Annotated in this window: 15 protein-coding genes; 7 read left to right on the forward strand and 8 right to left on the reverse strand. The window is 71.1% G+C overall.

Going from position 1 to position 15165, the window contains the following annotated elements:
- Positions 1-77 precede the first annotated feature (77 nt).
- From AC1DS4_RS12735 to AC1DS4_RS12750, 4 genes are read left to right on the forward strand one after another with little or no spacing between them, the layout of a single operon-like run.
- Positions 78-1037 carry a carbohydrate ABC transporter permease gene (locus AC1DS4_RS12735; protein WP_477633371.1) on the forward strand — a complete coding sequence of 320 codons (960 nt, stop codon included), beginning with the start codon at positions 78-80 and terminating at the stop codon, positions 1035-1037.
- A gap of 7 nt (positions 1038-1044) precedes the next feature.
- A complete protein-coding gene (locus tag AC1DS4_RS12740; RefSeq protein WP_477633372.1) occupies positions 1045-1977 on the forward strand; it encodes a carbohydrate ABC transporter permease in 933 nt (310 codons plus the stop codon).
- A gap of 2 nt (positions 1978-1979) precedes the next feature.
- A complete protein-coding gene (locus AC1DS4_RS12745; RefSeq protein ID WP_477633373.1) occupies positions 1980-3347 on the forward strand; it encodes a GH1 family beta-glucosidase in 1368 nt (455 codons plus the stop codon).
- A gap of 18 nt (positions 3348-3365) precedes the next feature.
- Complete coding sequence (locus AC1DS4_RS12750; protein ID WP_477613267.1) at positions 3366-4388, forward strand: LacI family DNA-binding transcriptional regulator; 1023 nt, start codon at positions 3366-3368, stop codon at positions 4386-4388.
- A gap of 18 nt (positions 4389-4406) precedes the next feature.
- On the opposite strand, the gene AC1DS4_RS12755 is transcribed toward AC1DS4_RS12750, so the two are convergent.
- The 5 genes from AC1DS4_RS12755 to AC1DS4_RS12775 all read right to left on the reverse strand — a co-directional run bounded on the left by AC1DS4_RS12755 (position 4407) and on the right by AC1DS4_RS12775 (position 8417).
- A complete protein-coding gene (locus tag AC1DS4_RS12755; protein WP_477633374.1) occupies positions 4407-5141 on the reverse strand; it encodes a DUF4191 domain-containing protein in 735 nt (244 codons plus the stop codon).
- Positions 5142-5160: 19 nt separating this feature from the next.
- A complete protein-coding gene (gene lipA / locus AC1DS4_RS12760) occupies positions 5161-6198 on the reverse strand; it encodes a lipoyl synthase (protein WP_477623613.1) in 1038 nt (345 codons plus the stop codon).
- Between the two features lie 170 nt (positions 6199-6368).
- Entirely contained in the window at positions 6369-7022 is a 654-nt protein-coding gene (locus AC1DS4_RS12765; protein ID WP_477613264.1) for a DUF6198 family protein, read from the reverse strand.
- Positions 7019-7666, reverse strand: coding sequence for a lipoyl(octanoyl) transferase LipB (lipB, locus tag AC1DS4_RS12770; RefSeq protein ID WP_477623614.1), 648 nt, complete (start codon positions 7664-7666; stop codon positions 7019-7021). The genes AC1DS4_RS12765 and lipB overlap by 4 nt, the downstream gene beginning before the upstream one ends.
- Positions 7667-7676: 10 nt before the next feature.
- Complete coding sequence (locus AC1DS4_RS12775) at positions 7677-8417, reverse strand: Type 1 glutamine amidotransferase-like domain-containing protein (RefSeq protein ID WP_477623615.1); 741 nt, start codon at positions 8415-8417, stop codon at positions 7677-7679.
- 69 nt (positions 8418-8486) lie between these two features.
- Here AC1DS4_RS12775 and AC1DS4_RS12780 point away from each other — a divergent pair, with 69 nt between their 5' ends.
- The gene (locus tag AC1DS4_RS12780; RefSeq protein ID WP_477623616.1) at positions 8487-10016 is read left to right on the forward strand and encodes a protein kinase domain-containing protein; all 1530 of its coding nucleotides are present in this window, start codon (positions 8487-8489) and stop codon (positions 10014-10016) included.
- Here AC1DS4_RS12780 and AC1DS4_RS12785 read toward each other — a convergent pair.
- From AC1DS4_RS12785 to lpdA, 3 genes are read right to left on the reverse strand one after another with little or no spacing between them, the layout of a single operon-like run.
- On the reverse strand, positions 10013-10924 hold the full coding sequence (locus AC1DS4_RS12785; protein WP_477633375.1) for a TIGR01777 family oxidoreductase: 912 nt from the start codon (positions 10922-10924) through the stop codon (positions 10013-10015). The two genes, AC1DS4_RS12780 and AC1DS4_RS12785, sit on opposite strands and share 4 nt — an antisense overlap.
- A 26-nt stretch (positions 10925-10950) precedes the next feature.
- Complete coding sequence (sucB, locus tag AC1DS4_RS12790; protein ID WP_477623618.1) at positions 10951-12870, reverse strand: 2-oxoglutarate dehydrogenase, E2 component, dihydrolipoamide succinyltransferase; 1920 nt, start codon at positions 12868-12870, stop codon at positions 10951-10953.
- Positions 12871-12885: 15 nt separating this feature from the next.
- Complete coding sequence (gene lpdA, locus AC1DS4_RS12795) at positions 12886-14277, reverse strand: dihydrolipoyl dehydrogenase (protein ID WP_477623619.1); 1392 nt, start codon at positions 14275-14277, stop codon at positions 12886-12888.
- Between the two features lie 215 nt (positions 14278-14492).
- Here lpdA and AC1DS4_RS12800 point away from each other — a divergent pair, with 215 nt between their 5' ends.
- Positions 14493-14828, forward strand: a complete 336-nt coding sequence (locus AC1DS4_RS12800; protein WP_477613258.1) for a hypothetical protein — start codon at positions 14493-14495, stop codon at positions 14826-14828.
- 152 nt (positions 14829-14980) lie between these two features.
- Positions 14981-15133, forward strand: coding sequence for a DUF5302 domain-containing protein (locus AC1DS4_RS12805; RefSeq protein ID WP_477646054.1), 153 nt, complete (start codon positions 14981-14983; stop codon positions 15131-15133).
- The last annotated feature ends 32 nt before the right edge of the window (positions 15134-15165 follow it).

Consider the following 15165-nt stretch of genomic DNA (forward strand, 5'->3'; position numbering starts at 1 on the left):
CCCCCCCGCCGCCACCACCAGCAACCCCCACTCCGCACCAGCAGCAACCCCCACTCCGCACCAGCAGAGGGAGAGCCGTGACCACCACCACGCCCGAGAAGGTCGTCGGCGCAGCCCCGCCGACGACCGGCTGGCGGCAGCGGCTCCGGCGAGCCGACACCCGCCTGTCGCCCTACGCGATGGTCTCGCCGTTCTTCATCCTGTTCGGGATCTTCGGCCTCTTCCCGCTGCTCTACACGGCCTGGGTCTCGACCCACGACTGGAGCCTCCTCGCGGGAGACCAGGGCTGGCTCGGACTCGGCAACTACAGCGAGCTGATGCAGGACAAGGACTTCTGGAACGCCATGCTCAACACCTTCGGGATGTTCGTGGTGGCCACCGTCCCCCAGCTCGTCCTCGCCATGGTCCTGGCCCAGATGCTCAACTCGCGGCTGCGCGGGGCGACCTGGTGGCGGATGGGCATCCTGCTCCCGAACGTCACCTCGGTGGCCGCGGTCGGGATCATCTTCACGATGATGTTCAGCCGGGACTTCGGGCTGTTCAACTGGATCCTCGGCCACATGGGCGTCGACCCGATCGCGTGGCAGGACCACCGGTGGTCGTCGTGGCTCGCCATCTCGACCATGGTCGACTGGCGCTGGACCGGCTACAACGCCCTGATCCTGCTGGCTGCGCTGCAGTCGGTGCCCACCGAGATCTACGAGGCCGCCCGGATCGACGGGGCGAACGGCTGGCGGACGTTCTGGTCGATCACGGTCCCGATGCTGCGCCCCACCCTCATCTTCGTCTCGGTGGTCGCCACGATCGGTGGCACCCAGCTGTTCAGCGAGCCACTGCTGTTCAACCCCGGAGCGAACTCGATCGGGGGCGGCACCACCGGCCAGTTCCAGACGGCCGCGATGTACCTCATCCAGCAGGCCTTCACGGGCCAGCGGTTCGGGTATGCCGCGACCATCGCCTGGGTGCTCTTCCTCTTCATCGCGGTGTTCTCAGCCGTCAACGTGCTGCTGCTGCGGCGCATCCGGTCGGCGGAGTGAGGCGACGATGACCCAGATCCAGCTCCCCGCCGCGGTGCCCCCCGCCGTCCCCGAGGTCGAGGCGCCCAGCGCCCGCAGAAGTCGGTCGCTGGCCCGGCTGGCGGCCCAGAGCACCGGCGCCACTCCGGCGAGCAAGCTCGTCTACCTGTGCCTGGCGATCTCCGTCCTGCTGTCCGCCGGGCCCCTCTACTACATGGTCGTCATGGCCTCCCGGCCGAACAGCGACATCACCTCGGTGCCACCGCCGCTCACGCCAGGCGACCAGCTCGGCACCAACGTCTCCCGCGTCTTCGCCAACCAGGACGTGATGTTCGGCCAGGCGATGGTCAACTCCGTGCTGGTCGCGGGAGTGGCCACCATCTCGGTCGTGGTGCTGTCCGCGCTCGCTGGCTTCGCCTTCGCCAAGCTCCGCTTCCGCGGACGAAATGCGTTGCTGCTCATCGTGATCGGGACCATGATGGTCCCGGTCCAGCTGGGGCTGGTCCCGCTGTACATGTTGATGGGCAAGCTAGGGCTGGCAGGCACCCTGCCGTCGGCACTGCTGCCCTTCCTGGTGAGCGGGTTCGGGGTCTTCATGATGCGCCAGTACGCCGCGCAGGCGATCCCCAACGAGCTCATCGAGGCGGCCAGGGTCGACGGGGCGTCGACGTTCCGGATCTTCTTCTCCGTCGTCTTCCCGATCCTGCGCCCCGCCGCAGCGGTGCTCGGGTTGCTGACCTTCATGGAGCGCTGGAACGACTTCCTCTGGCCCTACCTGACGCTCGACGCCGAGCACCCGACGGTGCAGGTCGCGCTGTCCCGGCTGTCGGGTGGCTACTACACCGACCAGGCGCTGGTCATGGCCGGGACCCTGCTGGGGACCCTGCCGCTCGTCATCGTGTTCATCGTGTTCGGCCGCCAGATCATCGGCGGCATCATGCAGGGCGGAGTCAAGGGATGACCATGCCGATCCACCACAGCCCACTGTCGCGCGGCGACTTCCCCGACGACTTCGCCTGGGGCGTCGCCACCTCGAGCTACCAGATCGAGGGGGCGACGTCCGAGGGCGGCAGGGGACCGTCGATCTGGGACACCTTCGCGGCCACGCCCGGGCGAGTGGTCGGCGGTGACAACGGCGACGTGGCGGTCGAGCACTACCACCGCTACGCCCAGGACGCGGACCTCATGGCCGGTCTGGGCGTCGACGCGTACCGCTTCTCGATCGCGTGGCCACGGGTGCAGCCGAACGGATCGGGTCCGGTGAACCAGGCCGGGGTCGACTTCTACAGCCGCCTCGTCGACAGCCTGCTGGAGCGGGGCATCACGCCGTGGGCCACGCTCTACCACTGGGACCTGCCACAACCACTCGAGGACCTGGGGGGCTGGCCGGCCCGCGACACGGCATACCGCTTCGCGGAGTATGCCGCGCACGTCGCCGACGCCCTCGGCGACCGGGTCAAGCACTTCATCACGCTCAACGAGCCGTGGTGCTCTGCCTTCCTCGGCTACGGCAGCGGGCGGCACGCGCCCGGTCGGGCCGACGGCGCCGACGCCCTGGCCGCCGCGCACCACCTGATGCTCGGGCACGGGCTGGCGGTGCAGGCGCTCCGCGAGCGGGTGCCTGACGCGCAGGTCGGGATCACCCTCAACCTCTACCCGGTCGCCGGTGCCCACGACGGGCACGGCGTGGACGACGCGGTGCGCCGGATCGACGGCCTGTCCAACCGCTGGTTCCTCGACCCGGTGCTGCGGGGCTCCTACCCCAAGGACGTGGTCGAGGACGTGGCCCACGTCAGCGACCTCGCGTTCGTCGCCGAGGGGGACCTGGAGACCATCAGTGCCCCGCTCGACTTCCTCGGGGTGAACTACTACACCCGGCACGTCGTGGCGCCTGGAGCATTCCCCGGGTCGGGCGTCGTCGACTTCACCGACCGCGGGTTGCCCACCACCGCGATGGGCTGGGAAGTGGACGCCGACGGGCTCTTCGACATCCTCACGAGGGTGACCCGCGACTACGGCGACCTCCCGCTCGTGATGACCGAGAACGGTGCCGCCTTCGACGACGAGGTGGCCCCCGACGGCACCGTCCACGACCCGCGCCGGATCGACTTCCTCGCAGCCCACCTCGAGGCGGCCGCGCACGCCGTGGGGGCGGGCGTCCCCCTGAGGGGCTACTTCGCCTGGTCGCTGATGGACAACTTCGAGTGGGCCGAGGGCTACGCCAAGCGCTTCGGCATCGTGCACGTGGACTTCGAGACCCAGGAGCGGACCGTCAAGGACAGCGGACGTTGGTATGCCGCGTTCCTCGCCCGTGACCGCACGCAATACTGACCCCATGAGGCACAGCTCGTGAGCAGCGGCACCGGCCAGCCGACCCTCGAGGAGGTGGCGGCCCGCGCAGGGGTGGGACGCGGCACCGTCTCGCGGGTGGTGAACGGGTCGCCTCAGGTGTCCGAGCGCACCCGCGTCCGGGTGATGCGGGCGGTCGACGAGCTCGGCTACGTGCCCAACATGGCGGCGCGCGCCCTCGTGACCCGCCGGACCGGCGCCATCGCCCTGGTCATCAGCGAGCCGGAGGAGCGGATCTTCGGGGAGCCGTTCTTCGCCGGCGTCGTCCGCGGCATCACCACCGTGGTGGGGGAGGCGTCGCGACAGCTCGTGCTCGCCCTCGTGCAGACCCGCGAGCAGGTCGACCGCCTCGACACCTACCTCACGCCCCAGCACGTCGACGGGGTGCTGATGCTCTCGGCCCACGACGCGGACACCCTCCCGGGCCGGCTCCAGGGGCGGGGCCTGCCCATCGTCTTCTGTGGCCGCCCGGGACAGCCCGGGGAGATGAGCTACGTCGACGTGGACAACACCGGCGGCGCGCGAGACGCGGTGACCCACCTCGTGTCGAGCGGTCGCAGGGTGGTCGCCCTCATCGCGGGACCGCAGGACATGATCGCCGGTCGCGACCGCCTCGACGGTTACCGCCAGGCCCTAACTGAGGCAGGCCGGGAGGTCGACGAGTCGCTGGTCGAGGTCGGCGACTTCAGCGAGGTCAGTGGTGCCGCGGCCATGACCGCACTGCTCGAGCGGCGTCCTGACATCGACGCGGTGTTCGCGGCCAGCGACCTCATGGCGCTGGGCGCCCTGCGGGTCCTGCGCGAGGCCGGTCGTAGGGTGCCCCAGGACGTGGCCATGGTGGGCTTCGACGACGGCCCCCTGGCAGCGGTCGCGAACCCCCCGCTCACGACGGTGCACCAGCCGATGGAGCAGCTCGGCCGTGAGATGGCGACGATGTTGCTTGCGCAGATCAGCGCTGGGGGGGTGTCCACCCCCGAGCAGCGGGTCCTCGACACGTCGCTGGTCGAGCGCGCCTCGGGCTAGAACCAGGGTCGGTGGGGACTACCGGCCGCGCATGGCCTTGCGGTCGACGCGCGCCCGCATCGGGTCCATGCCGGCGGGGATCGGCGGGCGCAGTCCACCGAGGGACTTGAGGCGCTTGTTGACGGCCGACACCTCCTCCTTGGTGAGGACGGGCTTCATCCGGGTGAGCTTGCCGGTGAGCTTGCGGATCGACACCTCGTCGGCGCCGTCACCGACGACGATCGCGGTCACGGGAACGCCGGGTGCGACGCGCTCGACCTTCTTGCGCTCCTGCGTGAGCAGCTTGGTGCGACGGGCATCGGGGCCCTCGCCGATGAGCACGATGCCCGGGCGACCCAGAGCCCGGTAGACGAACGCCGCACCCGCGACGTCCTCGGGTCGAGTGCCACGTGCACCGTCGACGGCGACCGGCTGCTGGTCGAAGTACCAGCCGCGCCGCAGCGAGCCCAGAGCGGCCCCAGCGGCTCCGGGCTGGCCCTCGAGGGAGCGGTAGGCCGCGCGCTCGGCCATCCGGGACAACACGAGGGTGGCCGCGAGCAGAGCCAGCGGGAAGGAGAGCACGAGGGCGTACTTCCAGTGACCGACGAGCACGCCAATGCCCGCGCCGATGGCGAGGACGGCCAGGAACGCGAGCAGCATCCACCACGGGATCGTGGGGTCGGCCTTGCGCGATGCCGTGAAGACCTGGCGGACCTGGGCGAACCGGCCCGGCTTCTTGGGCGTGTCCGACTGCTGCTTTTCCTTGCGGGCCATGAGGGTCAGGATACGGGTGTCAGGCGGGGGCGCCCAACACGCCCGGCTGGCGTGCGGCGAGGAGGGAAGAGGCCTCCTGGCGGGCGGGGTCACCGGCGGCCTCGGCGAGGTGCTGGAGGTGCTCGGGGATCTCGCGACCCCACTTCTTCATGGCCGTCGCCCAGAGGCGTCCGGCGCGGTAGGAGGAGCGCACCAGGGGGCCGGCCATGACGCCCTTGAAGCCCATCTCCTGGGCGACGTCGCTCCAGTGCACGAACTCCTCGGGCTTGACCCACCGGTCGATCGGGTGGTGCAGCTTGGAGGGGCGCAGGTACTGCGTGATGGTGAGGATGTCGCAGCCCGCGTCGTGCAGGTCGGCGATCGCCTGCTCCACCTCGTGGTCCTGCTCACCCATGCCGAGGATGAGGTTGGACTTGGTGACGAGCTCGGCGTCGCGGGCCATGGACAGCACCTTGAGCGACTTCTCGTACGTGAAGGCGGGCCGGATCTGCTTGAAGATGCGCGGCACGGTCTCGAGGTTGTGGGCGAAGACCTCGGGACGCGCGTCGAACAGCTGGCCCACGAGCTCGGGCTTGGCGCCGAAGTCGGGGGGCAGGATCTCCACACCGGTGTTGGGGTTCTTGGCGTGGATCTGGCGGATCGTCTCGGCGTAGAGCCAGGCGGCGCCGTCGGGCTGGTCGTCGCGCGCGACGCCGGTCACGGTCGAGTAGCGCAGTCCCATCTGGGCCACCGACTCGGCGACCCGCCGTGGCTCGTCGCGGTCGAGTGACTCGGGCCGGCCGGTGGCGATGTCGCAGAAGTCGCAGCGGCGGGTGCAGACGTCACCGCCGATGAGGAAGGTGGCCTCGCGGTCCTCCCAGCACTCGAAGATGTTGGGGCACCCGGCTTCCTGGCAGACCGTGTGCAGCCCCTCGGTCTTCACCATCGAGTGGAGCTTGGTGTACTCCGGGCCCATCTTCGCGGTCGTGCGGATCCACTCGGGCTTGCGCTCGATCGGCGTCTCGGCGTTGCGCGCCTCGACGCGCAGCAGTCGGCGGCCCTCGGGTGCGATGGTCACGAAGACTCCCTTGCCCTCTCGGTGGTGCGCGTGCCCTGTGCAGCGACCCGGTCGGGTCGTCCGGTATGCCGTGGGGCACGGGTGCGCCCGGAGGTCACCGGGCGTCCCTCAAGGGTACGCCTGCCCTCGGAGGACTTTTCCCGCGCCTCACCTCCGGGAGGGGTGGCGGGTCAGGCCGAGACCTTGCGACTGTGGAACAGCGCCCGGGTGAGCAGGTCCACGGTCGGCCCGACCAGGATCGAGACCAGCAGGGTGCCCGGCCCGACGGCCGCTCCCAGGGACCAGCCGCCCACCGCGCTGACCGCCTGCAGCACGGTGTAGCTCCACTTGAAGGGCAGTGGCGGGTCGAACGAGATCGCAGCCGCCTCCGCCGGGCCGGCACCGGTGTGCGACGCGAGGTAGCCGGCCACCCCCAGCGACAGCAGGGCGAACGCCGCCGCCAGCTCCACGAAGCGGGGTCCCAGCGTCGTCGGGGTCGGTAGGACAGGGAGCAGCACGTTGACGGTGGCCCCGACGACGACCATCTGCACGACCGTGCCCACTCCCGGTCGGGTGCCCCGGCTCCAGGCCACCCCGATGAGCAGGATCCCCGCCCCGACGTTGACGACGACGAATGGCAGCCCGGAGGCCTTCGTGAGGCCCGAGATCAGGGTCGAGTAGCCGTCCGAGCCGAGGGCCGCGTCGAGGAGACAGGCCACTCCCGCGCCCAGGACCACGCACGAGAGCACCAGCTGCACCAGGCGTCGTGACAGGGCGGCGGGCGTGGAGCCCTCGGGGGCGACCGACGTGTCCGCGGTGGTCGGGTGCCGGTCGGCGGCCCTCACGCGCCCGAGGCGAGGACGTCGAAGAGGTGCTTCTCGGCATACGGGAGGACGTCCTGGACGGTGACCACGCGCCCGGCTTCGCGGCTGATCGAGCTCACCCCGGCGTCGTCGATCCCGCAGGCGACGATGTTGTCGGCCCAGGCAAGGTCCGCGTCGCAGTTGAGGGCGAAGCCGTGCATGGTGACCTGTCGGCTCACCCGCACGCCGATCGCGCCGAGCTTGCGGTCCGGACGACCACCAGGGGCGTCGTCGGCCAGGGCCCAGACGCCACTGCGACCCTCCACCCGCGTCACGTCCACGCCGAAGTCGCGGCAGGTGCGGATCATGACCTCCTCGAGGCGGCGCACGTGGGCCACGACGTCGATCGGGACACCGTGCAACCGGACGATCGGATAGCCGACCAGCTGACCGGGCCCGTGCCAGGTGATCAGCCCGCCCCGGTCGACGTCGATGACAGGGGTGCCGTCGAAGGGCCGTTGGTGTGCCTCGGTGCGCTTGCCCGCGGTGTAGACCGCGGCGTGCTCAAGCAGTAGCACCGTGTCCTCCGCACCCTCGACGACCGCGGCGTGCACCTCACGCTGGTGGGCCCAGGCAGCCTCGTAGTCGACGAAGTCGGGGGCGAAGCCCACGTGCTCGAAACGCATGCGGGTCAGCCTACGCCCGAGGGAGACGGCGGGTTTCCAGACGCTCCTCGACGGCACCCGCGGCGCTACCAGCGTCGCGACTGACGATGAACGCAGCCTTTCCGTCCCGCTCGGTGACGGCCTCGACGAGCTCGGTGCGGTGGTAGACCAGCCCGACCCCGTCGTCCGTGCAGTGCGTCGTCGGCAGCGTGCCGTCAGCCACGAGGCGGTGCACGAGGGGGCGCCGGCGTTCCTCGGAGTCGTAGTGCACGCCGTTGCCGTACGGCAGGAAGCCCAGGCCGTCGGTCACCGCGCGGAGCTCGGGGCCGAACGAGTCGGTCGTGCCCCCGGCATACCAGCAGATCGAGCCGGCGGAGACGCCGGCGAGGACCACTCCCGCCTCCCAGACCCGTCGGAAGACAGCGTCCAGCTCGTGCACCCGCCAGACCGCGAGGAGGTTGGCGACCGACCCGCCGTTGACCCAGACGACGTCCTGGGACAGGAGGTGGCCCTCCACGTCGTCGAGGTTCGGCATGGGGAACAGGTGCAGGTTCGTGACGGCGAACCCGGCCGCCCGTCCCGCCTCGTCGACCTCGGCGGCGAAGCTCCGCTGGTCCCCGCTAGCCGTGCCGAGCACGGTGACCTCGGGGGTGCCCTCGGCGCCGGAGAGCGCGACCGCGTGGTGCACCAGGGCGTCGAACTCGAAACGGCTGCGCTGGGCCATGCGGTAGCCACCCGAGGTGGCGAGGATGGTCGGCTGGTCTGCAGGCATGCCCCGACTCTAGGAGGGGCCTGTGGACAACTCGCAGGCTGGTGTCGCTGGACTGGGCATAGTGGCGCGATGAGTACCGAGAGCGCTGCGACGCGGCCAGACGTGCCCGGCTACCTACTGGGCGAGCTCTTGGGGCGCGGGGGATCCGGCACCGTGTGGGCCGCGACGCGGGACAGTGACGGGGCGGCTGTGGCCGTCAAGGTGGTGCCGGTCGGCCAGTCCGACCAGGCCGACTCGCTGGCCCGCGAGCTGGCCGTGCTGGCCAGGGTCGACGTCGAAGGGCTGGTCGCGTTCCACGAGGCGGTCGGGTTGCCGGGTGAGCCTGCCGCGGTCGCGTTGGTGCTCGACCGGGTGCGCGGTGGTTCCCTGGAGGGCCTCGTCCGGGCGCGCGGCCACCTGAGCGTGGGGGAGTCGGTGACGATGCTCGCTCCGGTCGCCCGGGCCCTGGCGGGCCTGCACGGGCTGGGCGTCGTCCACGGCGACGTCACCCCGGCCAACGTCCTGGTCGAACGCACGGGGCGACCGCTGCTGGCCGACCTCGGGGTCGCCTCGTTGGTGGGCGAGCTGCCCGGGGAGCTCTGGGGCACCGAGGGCTTCGTCGCGCCCGAGGTCCTCGATCGCGGCGTGGTCACCGCCGCCTCCGACGTGTATGCCGTGGGTGCGCTCGCCTGGTGGTGTGTCACCGGCTCGCCGCCGGCACCGGTGGCCCTGCGTCGACCCCTCGAGGAGCTTGCGCCCGGTCTGCCGCCCGCGTGGTCCGAGATCACGTTGCGTGCACTGCACAGCGACCCACACGCCCGCCCCACCGCTGCTGAGCTGGCCCTGACCTACTACGACTCGGCCCCGTGCGAGCCGCTCCGACTCGTGGTGGGCAGCGACGAGACGTCACTGCTGACCCAGCGCCTGCGGCAGTCCGGGGCGGCAACTCCGGTCGATGGCGCGGAGCGGCGCTCTCGTGAGCCGAGTCGGGCTCCTGCGCTCTGCACCCTGCTGGTGCTGGCTGTCGGACTCGGCTGCGGCGGACTGATGGCCGGCGGCCGCCTCGCCACGCCCGACTGGGTCCACCGGTCGCGGGACGCGGCCGCCCCCTCGAGCGCCTCGCGCGACGGGCTGCTGCCCGTCTCCGCTCCTGGCCCGACGGGTGCGCCGACGCAGGCGGGAGGGGGCGGCGTCTCCCGCGCTCGGCGGGACCTCGCGGCGGACCCGACCGCCCCGCAGACCGATCCACGCGGACTGATGTCCGCACTGGCCGGGTTGCGGGCCGAGGTGACGATGTCGAGGTCGGCCGCGGCACTCGCCCGCCTGGACGTCCCCGGCTCCGCCGCCATGGCCCAGGACACCGCGCTGCTGCGGGACCTCGACACCTCGGGCCAGTCCTGGGAGGGCGTGGCGCTGACAGTGACGTCGGCCCGCACCGTGAGGCACACCGCGACCACGGCTGCGGTCGACGCGGTGGTGGGGACGGCGGCATACCGGGTCGTCGACACCGCGGGTCGGGCCCAGACACGCCCGGCGGTCGCGGGCGAGGAGCTGCGCTACCAGCTGAGGTGGACGTCCGGACGGTGGCTGGTGGACAGCATCACGGGCGACACCCTCTAGGGCCGTTGGGACAACACCCAACGTAAGGCGGACTCGACCGTCGGGTCCTGGTGGACGAAGCCGGACTCGGTGAGCCTCGCGGGAACGGCGCGCTTGCTGGTGAGCACCTCGTCGGAGAAGCCGCCGAGCACCAGCTTGATCCCGAAGGCCGGGGCCGGCAGCAGGGCGGGCCGGTGGATCTGGCGGCCCAGCTCCCTCGCGATGTCGAGCTGGTGGTCAGGGTGTGGTCCGACGAGGTTGACCGGCCCCTCGATCTCGGAGCGGTCGACGAGGTGGGCCAGGCCGCCCACGGTGTCGCGCAACGAGATCCACGGCCACCACTGACGCCCGTTGCCCAGGGGGCCGTTGATGCCGAGCCTGGCCAGCGGCAGCATGCGCGAGAGTGCACCGCCATCTGGCGCGAACACCAGGCCGGTGCGGGTCGTGGCCACCGACAGACCGGCCGCACGGGCCGGCTCCGCTGCCGCCTCGCACGCCCGGACCACCTCGCTGAGAAAGCCTTCGCCGGGAGCGGACTCCTCGGTCAGGACCTCGTCCCCGCGGTCGCCGTAGAAGCCCACGGCCGCGCCGCTGACCAGGCGGACTCGCTGACCCTGCGCGGCCAGGGTCGCGAGGGTGGTGGCGATGGTGGTGGTGCCATCCACGCGGGAGGCCAGGATCTCCTGCTGGTAGGCGGGGGTCCACCGCCTGTCCCCGACACCCGCGCCCGCGAGGTGGACCACGGCCGTCACGCCGCGCAGGGCAGACGGGTCGAGGCGACGGTTGGCCGGGTCCCACTGGACCTCGTCCGGCGCGGAGGGAGCCCGCCGCACCAGGTGGACGACCTCGTCGCCGCGCCCCCGCAGGAACGCCGACAGCGCGCTGCCGATCAGTCCGGAGGCACCGGTGATGGCAACACGCTGCGGCATCTGCTGAACCTGCTCGACCGACTCCGCTACAGACCGAGGTCGGACTCGAAGTTGCCGTCCTCGAGACGCGACTTCATCGTCGTGAGGAAGCGGGCGGCATCGGCACCATCGACGACGCGGTGGTCGTACGACAGCGCGAGGTAGACCATCGAGCGGATCGAGATCGTCTCGCCGCCGTCACCGTCGGACACGACGACCGGGCGCTTGACGACCGCACCCGTGCCGAGGATGGCGACGTTGGGCTGGTTGATGATCGGGGTGTCGAAGAGCGCTCCGCGACTGCCGGTGTTGGTCAGCGTGAAGGTGCCGCCGCCGAGCTCGTCCGGGCCGATCTTGTTGGTGCGGGTGCGCTCCGCGAGGTCGGCGATCTTGCGGGCCAGCCCGGCGATGTTGAGGTCACCGGCGTCCTTGATGACCGGCACGAGCAGGCCGCGCTCGGTGTCGACCGCGACGCCCAGGTTCTCGGTGCCGTGGTAGGTGACCTCGGTGCCCTCGACGCTGGAGTTGACCGCCGGGTGGGCCTTGAGGGCCTCGACGGCCGCGAGCGCGAAGAACGGCAGGAAGCTGAGCTTGGTGCCCTCACGCTGCTCGAACTCGGTCTTGGCCTTGGTCCGGAGTCGGGCGATCTTGGTGACGTCGACCTCGACCACGGTGGTCAGCTGGGCCGACACCTGCAGCGACTCGACCATCCGCTTGGCGATGGTCTGCCGCAGCCGCGACATCTTCTCGGTCGTGCCCCGCTTGGGCGAGACCGAGGCGGCCCCACTGGATGCAGCCGGTGCGGACGTGGCTGCTGCGGCCGGCGCCGGGGTGGAGGCTGCAGCAGGGGCGGGCGCGGCAGCGGCCTCTTCGGCGGCCTTGGCCGCGTCGAGGACGTCCTGCTTGCGGATCCGTCCGCCGACGCCGGTGCCCTTGAGAGAGCCGAGGTCGACGTTGTTCTCCGATGCGAGCTTGCGCACCAACGGAGTGACGTAGGCCGAGGCATCAGTGTCGTCGGATCCCGAGGCAGCAGGTGCCGGCGCCGGCGCCGGTGCGGCGGCGGGGGCGGGGGCGGCCGGGGCCGCGGCGGGAGCCGGGGCTTCCTGGGCGGCGGGGGCCTCCTGGGCGGGGGCTTCCTGCTCCGGGGCCTCCTGCTCCGGGGCCTCCTGGGCGGGGGCTTCCTGGGCGGCGGGCGCCTCCTGGGCGGGGGCTTCCTGGGCAGGAGCCGAGCTGCCACCAGAGCCGCCGATGATGGCCAGGTCGCCACCCACGGGGACGGTGTCGTCCTCCTGGACGAGGATCTTGGTCAGCGTGCCTGCGACCGGCGAGGGGATCTCCGTGTCGACCTTGTCGGTCGAGACCTCGAGCAGCGGCTCGTCGACGTCGACACTGTCGCCCTCGGCCTTGAGCCACCTGGTGACAGTTCCCTCGGTGACGGACTCACCGAGCGCCGGCATCTTCACGGTCTCGCCACCGGAGGCCCCGCCCTGGCTGCTGTCGCCCTGGCTGCCTTCACCGGACTGCTCGGGCTCCGAGGTCGAGGCCTGCGGGGCCTGCTCGGTCGACGGAGCCTCGGCCGGCGGCTCGTCCGACCCGGCGGAGGCCTGCTCCTGCGAGGGCTGTTCCCCAGCGTCCTGTTGCTGCTCCCCGGAGTCCTGCTGCTGGTCCTGCTGCTGGTCCTGCTGCTGGTCCTGCTGCTGGTCCTGGTCGCCGCCACCGGAACCCTCTGAGCCGTCGCCGATGACGGCGAGGTCGGCACCCACCGGGACGGTGTCGTCCTCCTGGGCGAGGATCTCCTGCAGGACGCCAGCCACGGGCGACGGGATCTCGGTGTCGACCTTGTCGGTCGACACCTCGAGCAGTGGCTCGTCAACCGCCACCGTGTCGCCGACATTCTTCAGCCAGCGCGTCACGGTGCCTTCGGTGACGGACTCACCCAGGGCTGGCATGGTCACGCGTTCAGACATCTGCTCGTTCTCCTATTAGTTGTGCGCGTGGAGCGGCTTGCCGGCCAGAGCCAGGTGGGCCTCGCCGAGCGCCTCGTTCTGGGTGGGGTGGGCGTGGATCAGGGAGGCGACGTCGGAGGGCAGGGCTTCCCAGTTGTAGATCAGCTGCGCCTCGCCGATCTGCTCACCCATGCGGGCGCCGATCATGTGCACGCCGACCACCGGGCCGTCCTTCTCACGGACCAGCTTGACGAAGCCCTGGGTCTGGAGGATCTGGGACTTGCCGTTGCCACCGAGGTTGTACTCGTAGGTCTCGATGTCGGCGTACTTCTCGCCGGCCTGTGCCTCGGTGAGCCCGACCGAGGCGATCTCGGGGTCGCAGTAGGTGACCCGCGGGATCCCGAGCTCGTCGATCACTGCCGGTGACAGCCCGGCGATCTCCTCGGCGACGAAGATGCCCTGGGCGAACCCGCGGTGCGCCAGCTGGAGGCCGGGCACGATGTCACCCACGGCATACACACCCTCGACTCCGGTGCGCAGCCGCTCGTCGGTGGTCACGAAGCCGCGGTCCAGGGTCACGCCGGCCTCGGCGTAACCGAGCCCCTCGGTGACTGGTCCGCGGCCGACGGCCACCAGCAGGAGGTCGGCCTCGATGGCGCTGCCGTCCTCGAGCGACACCGACACGGTGTCACCGGACTGGGTCGCCCCGGCGAACTTCACTCCGGTCCGGAACGCGATCTTGCGCTTGCGGAACGACCGCTCGAGCGTCTTGGAGATGGCTTCGTCCTCAGCGGCGACGAGTCGGGGCAGGGCCTCGACGATGGTCACCTCGGAGCCGAACGACTTGAACACGGACGCGAACTCGACGCCGATGACGCCGCCGCCGAGGACCACGACCCGCGGGGGGACGAAGTCGAGGGTCAGCGCCTGCTCGCTGGTCATGATGCGGCCGCCGATCTCCAGCCCCGGCAGGGACTTGGCGTAGGAGCCGGTGGCGAGCACGACGTTGCGACCGCGGACCTGGCGGCCGTCGACCTCGACGGTGGAGCGGTCGACCAGGCGACCGACGCCCTCGACCAGCTCGATCTTGTGTGCCTTGGCCAGGCCCTGCAGGCCCTTGTAGAGACGGGCGATGACACCGTCCTTGTAGGCGTTGACGCCCGACATGTCGACCGACTCGAAGGTCGACTTCACCCCGAAGTGCTCGCCCTCGCGGGCGGTGTCGGCGACCTCGGCGGCGTGCAGCAGCGCCTTGGTCGGGATGCAGCCGACGTGCAGGCAGGTGCCGCCCAGCTTGCCCTTCTCCACGAGAGCGACCCGCAGCCCGAGCTCGGCCGCCCGGAACGCGCAGGCGTAGCCGCCACTTCCGCCTCCGAGGATCACCACGTCGTACGTGGTCTCGTCGATGGCCTCGGCGTCAGCCGGCATGCTCGCTCCCTTGCGTCGTGTGCGTCGGATTGTCGCGTCGCTCACGGGTCGCGGTCAGGTCGTGGCCGGTCCGGGATCGACACAGAGCATCTTGTCACTGATTGCACACCGAGGCGCAAGCAGGTCGACCGATGGTCCGCAGGTCAGGGGGCTGCGGCGGTCCAGTGCCCCGAATGGCGTCGGATCGAAGGACCGCTCCCCGTATCGTTGGCACCATGGCGTGGTGGAAGCGGAGCGGCAAGCGCTCGGACCGGGGACCCTCCGACGGGCCCAACATGGCCGTGGACCAGCAGGCCGTGCGCAAGCACCTGACCGAGTTCGCCACGAGCCGCCGGGGTGTCGAGGCCTATGTCGAGCCGCCGACCAACGTCACTGCCACCACGGTGATCCTGATCGCCTACGACGGCGAGTGGACCCGTCGGGCAGCGGGGTCCCGCGACGCGGCTTTCGCCCTCGCCCGCAGCCTCGAGGTGCCCGTCTACGACGTGCTGCAGACCGGCTACCCCAACAGGATGCGCGAGTGGAACTCGCGCCAGCGCAAGAAGCAGTGACCGTATGCCGCGTGGCTGGCAGAGTGGGCACAGACCTGCGGGCCGGGAACCGGCCCGTTCAGCACCGAGAAGCAGGAGGCACCATGGCCAAGTCCGGTGACGCAAGGAAGTCTGGGGAACAGAAGCCCGGGGGGCAGGGACCGAGCGAGGAGATGAAGCGCAAGTTCCGCGAGGCCCTCGACAAGAAGCAGTCGCACGCAGGTCGCGACGTGTCGGACGACACCGAGCACGGCAAGGTCGACCACGCGCAGGCGGCGGCGACGACGGCTACGCAGCAGATGTTCCGCCGCAAGAGCGGCGGTTGACCGCGCCAGGCTCCCGACGCCAGCAGCGCAGT

Source organism: Pedococcus sp. P3_C7 (assembly GCF_056402615.1).

Bases quoted from the DNA above. Each gene is read 5' to 3' on its own strand.
- AC1DS4_RS12740 (WP_477633372.1), top strand. From the start codon at position 1,045: ATGACCCAGATCCAGCTCCCCGCCGCGGTGCCCCCCGCCGTCCCCGAG.
- AC1DS4_RS12745 (WP_477633373.1), top strand. From the start codon at position 1,980: ATGCCGATCCACCACAGCCCACTGTCGCGCGGCGACTTCCCCGACGAC.
- AC1DS4_RS12755 (WP_477633374.1), bottom strand. From the start codon at position 5,141: ATGGCCCGCAAGGAAAAGCAGCAGTCGGACACGCCCAAGAAGCCGGGC.
- lipB (WP_477623614.1), bottom strand. From the start codon at position 7,666: ATGCGTTTCGAGCACGTGGGCTTCGCCCCCGACTTCGTCGACTACGAG.
- AC1DS4_RS12775 (WP_477623615.1), bottom strand. From the start codon at position 8,417: ATGCCTGCAGACCAGCCGACCATCCTCGCCACCTCGGGTGGCTACCGC.
- AC1DS4_RS12780 (WP_477623616.1), top strand. From the start codon at position 8,487: ATGAGTACCGAGAGCGCTGCGACGCGGCCAGACGTGCCCGGCTACCTA.
- AC1DS4_RS12785 (WP_477633375.1), bottom strand. From the start codon at position 10,924: ATGCCGCAGCGTGTTGCCATCACCGGTGCCTCCGGACTGATCGGCAGC.
- sucB (WP_477623618.1), bottom strand. From the start codon at position 12,870: ATGTCTGAACGCGTGACCATGCCAGCCCTGGGTGAGTCCGTCACCGAA.
- lpdA (WP_477623619.1), bottom strand. From the start codon at position 14,277: ATGCCGGCTGACGCCGAGGCCATCGACGAGACCACGTACGACGTGGTG.
- AC1DS4_RS12800 (WP_477613258.1), top strand. From the start codon at position 14,493: ATGGCGTGGTGGAAGCGGAGCGGCAAGCGCTCGGACCGGGGACCCTCC.
- AC1DS4_RS12805 (WP_477646054.1), top strand. From the start codon at position 14,981: ATGAAGCGCAAGTTCCGCGAGGCCCTCGACAAGAAGCAGTCGCACGCA.